General features: G+C 43.7%; 8 protein-coding genes, 8 tRNA genes and 3 rRNA genes (1 of these 19 only partly in view). All 19 read left to right on the forward strand.

Annotated elements, in window-relative coordinates:
- Window positions 1-485, forward strand: a 16S ribosomal RNA gene (locus C1A07_RS11175); it begins 1,045 nt to the left of the window's first position.
- Window positions 486-552: 67 nt separating this feature from the next.
- Window positions 553-670, forward strand: a 5S ribosomal RNA gene (gene rrf / locus C1A07_RS11180).
- A gap of 6 nt (window positions 671-676) precedes the next feature.
- Window positions 677-749, forward strand: a tRNA-Ala gene (locus C1A07_RS11185).
- Between the two features lie 256 nt (window positions 750-1,005).
- Window positions 1,006-3,892: ribosomal RNA gene (locus C1A07_RS11190) — 23S ribosomal RNA — on the forward strand.
- The 16S, 23S and 5S rRNA genes sit together here with 8 tRNA genes alongside, the layout of an rRNA operon.
- Before the next feature lie 79 nt (window positions 3,893-3,971).
- Window positions 3,972-4,044, forward strand: a tRNA-Asn gene (locus C1A07_RS11195).
- Between the two features lie 49 nt (window positions 4,045-4,093).
- Window positions 4,094-4,165: transfer RNA gene (locus C1A07_RS11200), tRNA-Glu, on the forward strand.
- An 8-nt stretch (window positions 4,166-4,173) separates the two neighbouring features.
- A tRNA-Thr gene (locus C1A07_RS11205) sits at window positions 4,174-4,246 on the forward strand.
- 16 nt (window positions 4,247-4,262) lie between these two features.
- Window positions 4,263-4,336 (forward strand) — tRNA-Ile (locus C1A07_RS11210).
- A 36-nt stretch (window positions 4,337-4,372) separates the two neighbouring features.
- Window positions 4,373-4,446: transfer RNA gene (locus tag C1A07_RS11215), tRNA-Asp, on the forward strand.
- Between the two features lie 21 nt (window positions 4,447-4,467).
- Window positions 4,468-4,540, forward strand: a tRNA-Val gene (locus tag C1A07_RS11220).
- 38 nt (window positions 4,541-4,578) lie between these two features.
- A tRNA-Leu gene (locus tag C1A07_RS11225) sits at window positions 4,579-4,665 on the forward strand.
- Window positions 4,666-4,891: 226 nt separating this feature from the next.
- Entirely contained in the window at window positions 4,892-5,362 is a 471-nt protein-coding gene (tnpA, locus tag C1A07_RS11230; RefSeq protein ID WP_101875601.1) for an IS200/IS605 family transposase, read from the forward strand.
- 213 nt (window positions 5,363-5,575) lie between these two features.
- Complete coding sequence (locus tag C1A07_RS16215; protein WP_180952235.1) at window positions 5,576-5,728, forward strand: hypothetical protein; 153 nt, start codon at window positions 5,576-5,578, stop codon at window positions 5,726-5,728.
- Window positions 5,729-5,735: 7 nt separating this feature from the next.
- Window positions 5,736-6,575 carry a hypothetical protein gene (locus C1A07_RS11235; protein WP_101877175.1) on the forward strand — a complete coding sequence of 280 codons (840 nt, stop codon included), beginning with the start codon at window positions 5,736-5,738 and terminating at the stop codon, window positions 6,573-6,575.
- A complete protein-coding gene (locus C1A07_RS11240) occupies window positions 6,487-8,436 on the forward strand; it encodes a cytosine permease (RefSeq protein ID WP_145996051.1) in 1,950 nt (649 codons plus the stop codon). The genes C1A07_RS11235 and C1A07_RS11240 overlap by 89 nt, the downstream gene beginning before the upstream one ends.
- Before the next feature lie 157 nt (window positions 8,437-8,593).
- A complete protein-coding gene (locus C1A07_RS11245) occupies window positions 8,594-9,817 on the forward strand; it encodes a pyridoxal-phosphate-dependent aminotransferase family protein (RefSeq protein ID WP_101877177.1) in 1,224 nt (407 codons plus the stop codon).
- A 257-nt stretch (window positions 9,818-10,074) separates the two neighbouring features.
- A complete protein-coding gene (tnpA, locus tag C1A07_RS11250) occupies window positions 10,075-10,545 on the forward strand; it encodes an IS200/IS605 family transposase (RefSeq protein WP_101876575.1) in 471 nt (156 codons plus the stop codon).
- A 388-nt stretch (window positions 10,546-10,933) separates the two neighbouring features.
- A complete protein-coding gene (locus tag C1A07_RS11255) occupies window positions 10,934-12,289 on the forward strand; it encodes an MATE family efflux transporter (RefSeq protein ID WP_101878127.1) in 1,356 nt (451 codons plus the stop codon).
- 66 nt (window positions 12,290-12,355) lie between these two features.
- Window positions 12,356-13,453, forward strand: coding sequence for a glycosyltransferase (locus tag C1A07_RS11260; RefSeq protein ID WP_101877178.1), 1,098 nt, complete (start codon window positions 12,356-12,358; stop codon window positions 13,451-13,453).
- Window positions 13,454-13,593 lie beyond the last annotated feature (140 nt).

A 13,593-nucleotide genomic window follows, 5' to 3' on the forward strand; every position in this document is an offset into this window, starting at 1 on the left:
GGTTGTCGTCAGCTCGTGTCGTGAGATGTTGGGTTAAGTCCCGCAACGAGCGCAACCCTTATCCTTAGTAGCCAGCAGTAAGATGGGCACTCTAGGGAGACTGCCAGGGATAACCTGGAGGAAGGTGGGGATGACGTCAAATCATCATGCCCCTTATGATTTGGGCTACACACGTGCTACAATGGCGTAAACAAAGGGAAGCGAACCTGTGAGGGGGAGCAAATCTCATAAATAACGTCTCAGTTCGGATTGTAGTCTGCAACTCGACTACATGAAGCTGGAATCGCTAGTAATCGCGAATCAGAATGTCGCGGTGAATACGTTCCCGGGTCTTGTACACACCGCCCGTCACACCATGGGAGTCAGTAACGCCCGAAGTCAGTGACCCAACCGAAAGGAGGGAGCTGCCGAAGGCGGGACCGATAACTGGGGTGAAGTCGTAACAAGGTAGCCGTATCGGAAGGTGCGGCTGGATCACCTCCTTTCTAAGGAATAAAGAAGGAAGTAAGGGTTTTATATACTGTTTAGTGTTCAAAACAAGGACACAAGATTTCTGGTGACGATGCGCTTGGGGGAAACACCCGTACCCATCCCGAACACGAAGGTTAAGACCAAAGCGGCCGATGGTACTATATTGGAGACGATATGGGAGAGTAGGTGGTTGCCAGATTATTCTGGGGGTGTAGCTCAGTTGGGAGAGCACCTGCCTTGCAAGCAGGGGGTCAAGAGTTCGAATCTCTCCATCTCCACTAGGTATCAAACAGAGAAGCGGCAGACTGTAAGTTAGCTGTAAATTGTAAGATACCGCACGTACCTTGAAAACCACATATTGAAGAAAAGATAGAGTCGACTCTTCCGGAAAGAAAAGGAAGGAAGAGAAGAAGACAAATATCAAGACATCCGAGGCCGTATCGAAAGATACGGAACCAAGAAACAACCAAGAACCAGGAACATAACGCTATATGTTTCCGATGAGTAGCCAGCACCCGCAGGCGAAAGTCAACTGGTTAAGCTAATAAGAGCACAGGGTGGATGCCTTGGCACTAAGAGCCGATGAAAGACGTGATAAGCTGCGAAAAGCTTCGGGGAGGAGCAAATATCCAAAGATCCGGAGATATCTGAATGGGGAAACCTGGCTGAGAAGACCTCAGTCGTCGTATGGTAAATCCATAGCCATACGTCGGGAACCGCCTGAACTGAAACATCTAAGTAGGGCGAGGAAAAGAAAGAAAACTCGATTTCCAAAGTAGCGGCGAGCGAAATGGAAGGAGCCTAAACGGCCGTGCGAGCATGGCCGGGTTAAGGACCGCAATAAGTGAGCCAATTCATTAACAGAATGGCCTGGGAAGGCCAGCCAGAGAGGGTGAAAGCCCCGTACGTGAAAATGATAGGCAGCGAGCGGGATCCAAAGTACTGCGAGACACGTGGAACCTTGCAGGAAGTCGGGGGGACCACCCCCCAAGGCTAAATACTCCTTAGTGACCGATAGCGCATAGTACTGTGAAGGAAAGGTGAAAAGGACCCCGGGAGGGGAGTGAAAGAGAACCTGAAACCCTGTGTTTACAAGCTGTGGAAGCACGTTAAAGTGCGACCGCGTACTTTTTGTAGAACGGTCCGGCGAGTTATTTTTACTGGCAAGGTTAAGCACTGAAGGTGCGGAGCCGAAGGGAAACCAAGTCTTAAAAGGGCGAAGAGTCAGTGAGAATAGACCCGAAACCGGGTGACCTATCCATGTCCAGGTTGAAGTCTCCGTAAAAGGAGATGGAGGACCGAACGCACATCCGTTGAAAAGGGTGGCGATGAGGTGTGGATAGGGGAGAAATTCCAATCGAACCCGGAGATAGCTGGTTCTCCTCGAAATAGCTTTAGGGCTAGCCTCGTATTAGTCTATCGGAGGTAGAGCACTGAATTCTTAAGGGGGCGTCAAAGCTTACCAAGAGATATCAAACTCCGAATGCCGAGAAGATGATGTACGGGAGTCAGACTGCACGAGATAAGTTGGGTAGTCAAAAGGGAAAGAGCCCAGACCTACAGCTAAGGTCCCCAAGTGTGTGTTAAGTGGAAAAGGATGTGGGATTTCAAAGACAACTAGGATGTTGGCTCAGAAGCAGCCACACATTCAAAGAGTGCGTAATAGCTCACTAGTCGAGAGGTCCTGCGCCGAAAATGTCCGGGGCTGAAACACACCACCGAAGCTTAGGAATGTACTAAGGTACATTGGTAGAGGAGCATTCTTATATGGGAGAAGCAGTACCGAAAGGAGCTGTGGACGTATAAGAAGAGAGAATGCCGGAATGAGTAGCGAGATGGAGGTGAGAATCCTCCAGGCCGAATATCTAAGGTTTCCAGAGTAAAGCTGATCTGCTCTGGGTAAGTCGGGGCCTAAGGCGAGGTCGAAAGACGTAGTCGATGGACAACAGGTAGAGATTCCTGTACTGCAATATATCAGAACTGTGGGGACGCAGAAGGATAAGATAACCCGGGAATGAGAAGACCGGGGCAAGCGAGGTAGGAGTATGGAAGGCAAATCCGCCATACAATCCGAATACGTGACGCGTAGCGAACAAGAGTAGTGAAGTATGTGATTCCAGCTGCCAAGAAAAGCCGCTATAGCATATATTGTACCCGTACCGTAAACCGACACAGGTGGATGAGGAGAGAATCCTAAGGCCGGCGGGAGAAGCATTGTTAAGGAACTCGGCAAAATGACCCTGTAACTTCGGGAGAAAGGGTGCCACTGAGAAGTGGCCGCAGAGAATAGGCTCAAGCAACTGTTTAGCAAAAACACAGGTCTATGCAAAACCGAAAGGTGAAGTATATGGGCTGACGCCTGCCCGGTGCTGGAAGGTTACGAGGAGAGGTTAGGGAAACCAAAGCTTTGAATCTAAGCCCCAGTAAACGGCGGCCGTAACTATAACGGTCCTAAGGTAGCGAAATTCCTTGTCGGGTAAGTTCCGACCCGCACGAAAGGCGTAATGATTTGAGCGCTGTCTCGACAATGCCCCCGGTGAAATTGAAATACCAGTGAAGATGCTGGTTACCTGCGCCAGGACGGAAAGACCCCATGGAGCTTTACTCCAGCTTGATACTGGGATTCGGTAATGCATGTACAGGATAGGTGGGAGGCAAAGAGAGAAGGACGCCAGTCTTTCTGGAGCCGCTGTTGGGATACCACCCTTGCGTTATTGGGTTTCTAACCAGCCACCGTAAGCCGGTGGTGGGACAATGTCAGGTGGGGAGTTTGACTGGGGCGGTCGCCTCCGAAAGGGTATCGGAGGCGCTCAAAGGTTCCCTCAGGATGGTTGGAAACCATCCAAAGAGTGCAAAGGCATAAGGGAGCTTGACTGCGAGAGTGACGGCTCGAGCAGGTACGAAAGTAGGACTTAGTGATCCGGTGGTATAAAGTGGGATTGCCATCGCTCAACGGATAAAAGCTACCCTGGGGATAACAGGCTTATCACTCCCAAGAGTTCACATCGACGGAGTGGTTTGGCACCTCGATGTCGGCTCATCGCATCCTGGGGCTGAAGTAGGTCCCAAGGGTTGGGCTGTTCGCCCATTAAAGCGGTACGCGAGCTGGGTTCAGAACGTCGTGAGACAGTTCGGTCCCTATCCGGCGCGGGCGTAGGATATTTGAGAGGAGCTGTCCTTAGTACGAGAGGACCGGGATGGACTGGCCGCTGGTGGATCTGTTAGGTATCAGGCCTATGGCAGAGTAGCCAAGCCGGGACGGGATAAACGCTGAAGGCATCTAAGCGTGAAGCCCCCCTCAAGATGAGATATCCCATCGCAAGAGTAAGACCCCTTGAAGACGACGAGGTAGATAGGGCGGAGGTGGAAGTACAGTAATGTATGTAGCTGACCGTTACTAATAGGTCGAGGGCTTAACCAGAAGGTTAAGGTAGAAGCGGATGAAGTAATCAATATGTGGTTTTGAGGGTATGTGAGAAATACTGGGCATATCTGAATGATCCTCCTTAGCTCAGTCGGTAGAGCATGCGGCTGTTAACCGCAGTGTCGTTGGTTCGAGTCCAACAGGGGGAGTTAAGAGCATGAGGCAAAGAGAGAGAAGGCGGTAAGTGCTCGAAGAGAAGGCCCCATGGTCAAGCGGTTAAGACATCGCCCTTTCACGGCGGTAACACGAGTTCGAATCTCGTTGGGGTCATTTTATATGCCGATGTGGCTCAATTGGCAGAGCAGCTGATTTGTAATCAGCAGGTTATCGGTTCGAGTCCGATCATCGGCTTATATTTATTTAATTTGGACCTTTAGCTCAGTTGGTTAGAGCAACCGGCTCATAACCGGTCGGTCCCGGGTTCGAGTCCCCGAAGGTCCACTGAAGCTGAACTAAAGATTATAAAATACAAGATCTGGCCCGGTGGCTCAGTTGGTTAGAGCGCCGCCCTGTCACGGCGGAGGTCGTGGGTTCGAGTCCCATCCGGGTCGTTTGCATAAAAATGCATAATTGGGGTCTTAGCTCAGCTGGGAGAGCATCTGCCTTACAAGCAGAGGGTCACAGGTTCGAGCCCTGTAGGCCCCATTGGTGATTTTATTGCCAGTCATGTTTTTAACATGAACGCCGGCGTGGCGGAACTGGCAGACGCACAGGACTTAAAATCCTGCGGGACTTATACTCCCGTACCGGTTCGATTCCGGTCGCCGGCATTTAGCGGTAAACAGTTATCTGTTTGCCGCTATTTTTTTGTTAGGGCAAAGCCCTGTTTACCATTGTGGAGTTTTTCGTTGATCCGAAAAACGGAACTTTGGAAAACAAATAAACCACCTGCTATGCAGGTGAGTTAGAATTGCTTCAGCTTACAGCAAAAAACCTCCAGTGTTATAATTAATGTAAGGTTCGCCAACCGCATTAATAAACAAAGGAGGTATCCATATGGATAGTAACAGTTTATCACATACAAAATGGAATTGTAAGTATCATATTGTATTTGCACCAAAATATAGGAGAAAAATAGCATACGGAAAAATAAAACAGGATATAGCAAATATTTTAAGTATGTTATGCAAAAGAAAAGGTGTAAAAATTGTAGAAGCAGAGATATGTCCAGATCATGTACATAGGCTAGTAGAAATTCCGCCAAGCATTAGTGTATCGTATTTTGTAGGGTATTTGAAAGGAAAAAGTACACTTATGATATTTGAAAGACATACAAATTTGAAATATAAATATGGAAATAGACATTTTTGGTGTCGAGGATATTATGTAGATACGGTAGGGAAAAATGCAAAGAAAATACAGGAATATATAGCAAATCAGTTACAAGAAGATTTGGAATATGATCAGATGACACTGAAAGAGTATATTGACCCGTTTACGGGTGAGCCAGTAAAAGCAAACAAATAAAATAAGCCCTTTAGGGCTTAGTAGGTAAATGATGTTGCGCTTGGCGAACCTATTTCGGAGAGTCTTTAGACTCCAGTGCCGGTAACAGACCCTTATAGGGTCAAAGCAAGCCACCGGCTTAGCCGGTGGTCTTGACTTGACTTTTCATATATTGCCATGATTTAGGCGATATAGTAATATGAAAGTAATAAGATGGGAGGGGATGTGGAATAAATGGAAATAGAAAAAGAAATACAGAAGAGAATAGAGGAAATGGAAAAAGAAACATATGAATTTCCTGCCAGATTCTCCCCAAAAGATTATATGATATGGGGACTGGTTGTAGCAGTAAGTTTAATCGTAGTGATTTTAGGGGCCGGATGGTAACAGCAACATGAAGGATGAAAAGGAAAAAGAAATACAGGGGGAAGTATTATTTGGAATACTGCCTGTAATGAAAAAAGAAAAGATATATGGTTTTACGGATGCAATCTTAATCTTATCAGGTTATTGTATTGCCACCTGGAGTTATACTCAAGGTTCTTATTTGGCTGGCTTAGTAGGCTTTCGCCAGTTGTTGGCAGGGGCATTTGCAGGAGCCATTCTGATGCTTGCAATATATCAGCTGCCGGTGATTTTGTCAGTAAGATACGGGATTGATATTTGGATTTGGCTGAGAAGTGTCTTTGGAACTTCAGGAGTAAAAGCTGTAGCTGTGGGAATTATTTTAATAAATTTTCCCTGGTATGCAGTGTGCGCTCAGCTTTTCTCTTCTTCCATGATAAATTTGGCAGGATTGTTTGGGATAGAGATTCCTCAGCAGTTTCACACACCGGGAGCTTTACCTTGCGTATTGGCAGGCACTGTAATTGCCTATAAGGGAGTAGGCGCTATTGAGGGAGCTACAAAAATTCTGGTGCCTCTTTTATTGCTTATTGGAGTTGTTGTGGTAGTGGTTGGCTTTACTTCTATTCCTCCTGAGGCGATTTGGGACTATCGTCCGGACAACCCTTCCTCAGATCATATTACATCTTATATTATTTCTATAGAAGCCAACTTTGCTTTTGTGATTACTTTGGTAGGCGGTATGGCGGAGGTTCCCAGGCTGGTGAAAAACGAGAGAGCAGGCTTTTGGGCGGGAGTGATTGGGCAGGGGATTTTCAGGCTCATTTTTTGTGGTAATCGGGGCGGTAATGGCGATTGCTATGAAATACACTTGTGGGGAAATGATTGACGATCCTACTGTAATGCTGGCTACTTTGGCTGCCCCGTGGCTGGCTCTTTCTTCTCTGATGTTAGTAGCTTTTGCCAATATAGGGACCCAGGCTGTAGGGACTTATATTTATGGGGTGATGCTGAAATCAGTTTTTGAGAAGGCCAGGTACAGAAAAATTATTTTGGGGCTTGCAGCATATGGAGCCGTATTTTGTATATGGGGGAAAATTATAGAGTATTTTGGGGCGTTTCTCACTATCAGCGCATGTATTTACGCTCCATTGGCAGCTCTGCTGTTTGTAGATTTTTTCTTTGTGAGAAAGCAGCGTTTATCTTTGCGGTCAGCCTATGGTCTAAAAGGATATCATGGGTATAATTATACAAAGGGCGTTAATATTGTGGGGATCCGTTGTCTTTTTATGGGAGCTGCTTTATCTTTAGCTATATATAATCCTATTTCAGGGAAGATTCACATACAAACGTTTTTTTATTTGACGCCGACAGGCTGCTCCTTTCTGGCTACAGGCTTGACCTACCTTTTCCTCAGCAAAATACCGGCAGTCAGAAAATATCTTTTACAGGACAGGAAGGAAATTAAGGAACTTTATAGAAAGCCCTTTGACACAGAAAAAGTGCCTCCAAAGCAAAATTTGCTGTTTCTTCCATTTATATGGGCCGCCTGTTTTGCGGCTACCAGAAAAGGCAGATTAAGGATTCATAAAGTTAATATGAAAGGGCTAAAGCCTCCTTATTTAGTTCTGGCCACACATCACGCATTTATAGATTTTGAAATTACTCAGCTGGCGCTGTTTCCCCACAGAGTAAATTATGTTTCAGAGCTGGAGGGCTTTGAACTTTATGGGGAATGGCTGTATCGCCAGGCAGGCTGTCTGGGGACCAGGAAATTTATTGCAGATATAAATTTAGTAAAGAATATTAAATTGGTTATGGATAGAAAAGGGATTTTGGCTATGTATCCTGAAGCCAGATATGCCAATGTGGGAACGGTGTCTCAGCTGCCCTTGTCTGTGGGGAAACTGGTAAAGCTATTAAAAGTACCTGTAGTTGTGTTAAATATGAAGGGCAATTATCTCCAGTCCCCTATATGGAATTTGAAGAAAAGGGGAGGGGTGAAACTGGACTCTCAGCTGGCTCAGATTATTACGAAAGAGGAGGCGGACAGGCTTTCTCCAGAAGAAATACAAAAGAAAATTCAGCAGGCGTTTTATTATGACGAATATAAATATCAAAAAGAAGCCAATATTAGGATTACATATAAAAACAAGGCTGAGGGACTGGAAAAGCCTTTATATCAATGTCCTTTGTGTAAAGGGCAGTTTCAGATGAAAACAAAGGGCAGTTACCTGTTCTGCAGCAAATGTCCAGGCAGATGGGAAATGAATGATCTGGGGGAACTGATCAGGATAGACGGCGGAGAAGAAAACGCAGAAAAATTTGGCAGCATCCCCTTTTGGTATGAGTGGGAGAGGGAAAATGTAAAGGAAGAGATTAACCAGGGAAAGTATAATTTAGATATACAGGTACAGGTGGACGCGCTTCCCAATGCCCACGGATTTTTTGATCTGGGAACAGGGCGGCTGGTTCAGAACGCTTCCGGCTTTTTTCTTACGTTCAAGGAGTATGGAGAAGAGACGGAAAGGACCTTATTCTTTTCTTCCAGAACAATGATTTCTGTTCATACTGAGTATGATTACAGAGGAAAGGGACAGTGTATCACCTTATCTACTTTTAAAAATACATATTTTCTTTTCCCTGTGGAGGAAGGATTTAACGCCACCAAAATCCAGTTTGCAGTAGAATATTTTTTTCAGAAGGGGAAACAGGCAGAAAAATCAGGCCTGCAGCCGCATGAAATTTAGTTAGATGGACACATTAAAACTAAAAAGGAATCCAGGAAATTGGTTAAATCGTGCAAAAATTAATACAAGTGAAAAATTTGTTGAAGAATGGAAATGATGCAAGTATAATAGGTAAGAAAATGTAATGAAGAGAGATTGACAGGAAAGGAAGGAAAGCATGAACTTTAAAGAGATTAACCCATCCCCTCGTACTTTGATGTGTCCAGGTCCAGTGGACGCTGATCCACGTGTACTGCGAGCTATGAGCGCACACATTCTTGGTCAGTTTGATACAGAATTTTTAGATTTGATGTCAGAAACAATGGAAATGGCCCGTCAGGTATTTCAAACAAAAAATAAACAGACATATACAGTAGACACCACATCCAGAGGCGGTTTGGAGACAATTTTAACTGGAGCCATCTGTCCTGGAGATAAGGTACTGATCCCTGCATATGGACGTTTTGGATATTTACTGGCAGAGATTTTAGAGCGCTGCGGCGCAGATATTACTTTGCTGGAAAGAGAATGGGGAACTGTTTTCACTCCTGAGGAGATTGAGGAAGCATTAAAAAAACAAAGCTATAAAGCCCTTGCCATAATTCACGGAGAAACATCAACCTCTATGATGCAGCCTTTAGATGAAATTGGAAAGCTTTGTAAGAAATATGGCGCTCTTTTAATTGTAGATGCAGTTGCTACTTTAGGAGGAGCAGAGGTTAAGGTTGATGAGTGGGGAATAGACGCATGTATTTCCGGCACTCAGAAATGTATTTCCGCACCGTCAGGCTCAGCATTGATCACATATAATGAGGAAATTGAAAAAATCATTTTGGCTAGAAAAAAGGTGGAAAGAGGTATCCGCACCTTAGAGGATGAAGTTACAGACATGCCTCACATTCCAAGTAACTATTTGGATTTGGCCCAGCTGCAGGATTACTGGGGTCCCCGCCATTTAAATCATCACACAGAATCCACAAGTATGCAGTACGCAGTACATGAAGCTTTGCGCTGTATTTTGCTGGAAGGGCTGGAGGCAAGATTTGCCCGTCACAATCTGAATAATAACGCGCTGACTGCCGGACTTCAGGCAATGGGCATGAAGATTTTCGGAGATTTAGAGCACAAAATGCCTGTAGTGACAGCCATTGAGATTCCGGAGGGAGTAGACGGAAAGTCAGTGCGCGCACAGCTGATTGAAGACTTTGGCATTGAGATTGCCACATCCTTTGGCCCTCTGGACGGAAAGATCTGGAGAATCGGCAACATGGGTTATTCCAGCCAAAAGAGAAACATTTTATTGACATTGGGCGCTTTGGAAGCAGTTCTCATGCAGCATAAGGTAAAAATTCCAGCAGGAGATGCAGTTGCAGCTGCCCTGGAAGTTTATAAGAATGCATAAGCATAAATAATGAGGAAATGCCGGAGAAGGCTGCAGAAATGGGAATTCTGCAGTATTCTCCGGTTTCATTGTTAGGGCAAAGCCCTGTTTACCATTGTGGAGTTTTTCGTTGATCCGAAAAACGGAACTTTGGAAAACAAATAAACCACCTGCTATGCAGGTGAGTTAGAATTGCTTCAGCTTATAGCAAAAAACCTCCAGTGTTATAATTAATGTAAGGTTCGCCAACCGCATTAATAAACAAAGGAGGTATCCATATGGATAGTAACAGTTTATCACATACAAAATGGAATTGTAAGTATCATATTGTATTTGCACCAAAATATAGGAGAAAAATAGCATACGGAAAAATAAAACAGGATATAGCAAATATTTTAAGTATGTTATGCAAAAGAAAAGGTGTAAAAATTGTAGAAGCAGAGATATGTCCAGATCATGTACATATGCTAGTAGAAATTCCGCCAAGCATTAGTGTATCGTATTTTGTAGGGTATTTGAAAGGAAAAAGTACACTTATGATATTTGAAAGACATACAAATTTGAAATATAAATATGGAAATAGACATTTTTGGTGTCGAGGATATTATGTAGATACGGTAGGGAAAAATGCAAAGAAAATACAGGAATATATAGCAAATCAGTTACAAGAAGATTTGGAATATGATCAGATGACACTGAAAGAGTATATTGACCCGTTTACGGGTGAGCCAGTAAAAGCAAACAAATAAAATAAGCCCTTTAGGGCTTAGTAGGTAAATGATGTTGCGCTTGGCGAACCTATTTCGGAGAGTCTTTAGACTCCAGTGCCGGTAACAGACCCTTATAGGGTCAAAGCAAGCCACCGGCTTAGCCGGTGGTCTTGACTTNATAAGCCCTTTAGGGCTTAGTAGGTAAATGATGTTGCGCTTGGCGAACCTATTTCGGAGAGTCTTTAGACTCCAGTGCCGGTAACAGACCCTTATAGGGTCAAAGCAAGCCACCGGCTTAGCCGGTGGTCTTGACTTATTATTTGCAGCAGACTTATAAATAGCTGTACATCAAAAAAAATACAGAAAAGGGGAAAGAGAAGTGAGTGGAGAACAAGTAGAGAAAAGGGAAGAGAGACAGGAAAATAAAATGGGTGTGATGCCGGTGAACCGTTTGCTGATTACCATGGCTCTTCCTATGATTGTGTCTATGATTGTCCAGGCATTGTATAATATTGTGGACAGTATGTTTGTGTCCCAAATCAGTGAAAACGCTTTGACCGCAGTATCTTTGGCGTTTCCTGTACAAAACCTGATGATCGCTGTAGGAGCAGGTACAGGGGTAGGTATTAACGCCATTTTATCTAGAAGTCTTGGGGAGAGAAAGTTTGAGACAGCCAATCAGATTGCGGAAAACGGCATATTTTTAGGGTTTCTCAGCTATTTGGCTTTTTTAGTAATCGGAGTAGCCGGTTCCAGAATCTTTTTTTCCATGCAGACAAAAAATGAAGAAATTATTGAGTATGGAATAGAGTATATGATGATCTGCTGCGCCTGTTCTATTGGATTTTTTATGCAGATTACCTTTGAAAGATTGCTGCAGTCTACAGGAAAGACCTTTTATACTATGATCACCCAGGGAACAGGGGCGATTATTAACATTATTTTAGACCCAATTTTGATTTTTGGATATTTTAATATGCCTAAAATGGGAGTGGCAGGAGCTGCCGCCGCCACAGTAATCGGGCAGATCATAGCGGCTATGCTGGCGATTTACTTTAATTTGACGAAAAACAAAGATATTACATTAAAAATAAGCCAGTTCAGACCTTCCGGATATATTATTAAGTCCATATATGCTGTAGGAGTTCCTTCCATTATCATGTCCTCTATTGGCTCTGTGATGACATTTGGAATGAACAAAATTTTAATTTCCTTTACTTCTACAGCTACGGCAGTATTTGGAGTTTACTTTAAGCTGCAAAGCTTTATTTTCATGCCTGTATTTGGTCTAAATAACGGTATGGTTCCCATTGTGTCTTATAATTACGGAGCAGGTAAAGAGAAGAGAATTGTAAAGACCATTAAACTTAGCGTGGCCTACGCTACAGGAATGATGTTAATTGGCGTTTTAGTATTCTGGGGCTTTACCCCTCAATTACTGGGGATTTTTAATGCCTCAGAGTCTATGCTGGAGATTGGAGTGCCGGCTTTAAGACATATTAGTATAAGCTTTTTGATGGCAGGATTTAATATTATTATTTTATCAGTTTGTCAAGCCTTAGGCCATGGACTGCTAAGCCTTTCTGTGTCGGCAGTAAGACAGCTGGTGTTCCTTCTGCCATGCGCTTTTATACTTTCCAGAACAGCAGGCTTGTCAGCTGTGTGGTGGGCGTTTCCATTTGCAGAGGTTTTCGCCTTGTGTATGAGCGCCAATTTTATGAGATATATTTATAAAAAGGAAATAAGTCCTTTAAAAGAAAGGGAGAACCTTCCTTATTCATAATAGTGGTGTCTAATTTCAGGGTCCGCTCATAGCATATACAAAAGATATGCTGGGAGCGGACATTTTTTGATTACAATAAGTTTATGTATGATTGTAAAAAATGAAGAGGGAGTGCTGGAAAGATGCCTGGAATCTGCTAAAGAGTTTGCAGATGAAATTATTATTGTAGATACTGGGTCGGATGATAAAACAATAGAGATTGCAGGAAAATATACAGAGAAGGTGTACCGATTTCAATGGAGAGATGATTTTTCTGCGGCAAGGAATTATTCTTTTTCCAGGGCTGAAATGGATTACTGTATGTGGCTGGATGCAGATGACGTAGTAACAGAGGAAAACAAAAGGAAATTGCTGGAGCTGAAAAAATCTATGAATCCTTCTGTAGATGTGGTGATGGCAAAATATGCAGTTTCTGAGGATAAAAAAGGAAACCCTCTTTTCTCATATTACAGGGAAAGGCTGGTGAAAAATAAGAAAGGTTTTTTGTGGAAAGGAAAGGTACATGAGGCCATTGCCCCGTCAGGGAATGTGATTTATTCAGATATTACTATTCACCACAGAAAAATAGGGCAGGGAGATACAGACAGAAATTTAAGAATTTATGAGGGGATGATTGCAGCCGGGGAGTTTATGGATGAAAGAAGCTGGTTCTACTATGGACGAGAGCTGTTTTACCATGGAAAGTATGAAAAAGCAGTCCAGATATTTGAAAAATTTTTAGAAGGTAACGGATGGGTGGAAAATAAAATTGAGGCCTGCTTAAATATGGCGGAATGCTTTAAAAATATGGGGGAGGGGGAGAAGGAACTGAAGGCGTTGTTTCAAAGCTTTTTGTTTGCCCCGCCCAGGGGGGAGGTATGCTTTGCTGCTGGAAGATATTTTCAGGAGCAGGAGAGATGGGAGGAAGCTATATTTTGGTTTGAATCAGCTTTAAGAGTTAAGGCCCCCAGTGAAGCAGGAGGTTTTATCAGGTGGGACTGTTACGGCTATTTGCCGGAAATCAACTTATGTGTTTGTTATGACAAGCTGGGAGACAGAGAAAAGGCATATGAATATCACTTAAAATCAAAGGCAAGGAAACCAGAAGCAAAAGAGGTGGAGTGGAATGAAAAATATTTTAATAGAGAAAAAAGGACGAACCAAACTTGTTCTGCCCACATATGATATATTAAACCGGCAGGAAAGCAAAGCAATATGTTTTGAAAACCTGCTGGAATAATAAAAAGGAGTGATTTTATGTGTTGTAATTCTATAGATAATAGTTGTGGATGTAATCGTGCTTATCCAATTGGAAGCTGCTGCTC

It is taken from the genome of Lachnoclostridium edouardi, from assembly GCF_900240245.1.
GTDB lineage: Bacteria > Bacillota > Clostridia > Lachnospirales > Lachnospiraceae > Lachnoclostridium_A > Lachnoclostridium_A edouardi.

Excerpts from the sequence above, each read along its gene's own strand:
- tnpA (WP_101876575.1), top strand. The coding sequence starts at position 10,075 with ATGGATAGTAACAGTTTATCACATACAAAATGGAATTGTAAGTATCAT.
- tnpA (WP_101875601.1), top strand. The coding sequence starts at position 4,892 with ATGGATAGTAACAGTTTATCACATACAAAATGGAATTGTAAGTATCAT.
- C1A07_RS11255 (WP_101878127.1), top strand. The coding sequence starts at position 10,934 with ATGGGTGTGATGCCGGTGAACCGTTTGCTGATTACCATGGCTCTTCCT.
- C1A07_RS16215 (WP_180952235.1), top strand. The coding sequence starts at position 5,576 with ATGGAAATAGAAAAAGAAATACAGAAGAGAATAGAGGAAATGGAAAAA.
- C1A07_RS11235 (WP_101877175.1), top strand. The coding sequence starts at position 5,736 with ATGAAGGATGAAAAGGAAAAAGAAATACAGGGGGAAGTATTATTTGGA.
- C1A07_RS11245 (WP_101877177.1), top strand. The coding sequence starts at position 8,594 with ATGAACTTTAAAGAGATTAACCCATCCCCTCGTACTTTGATGTGTCCA.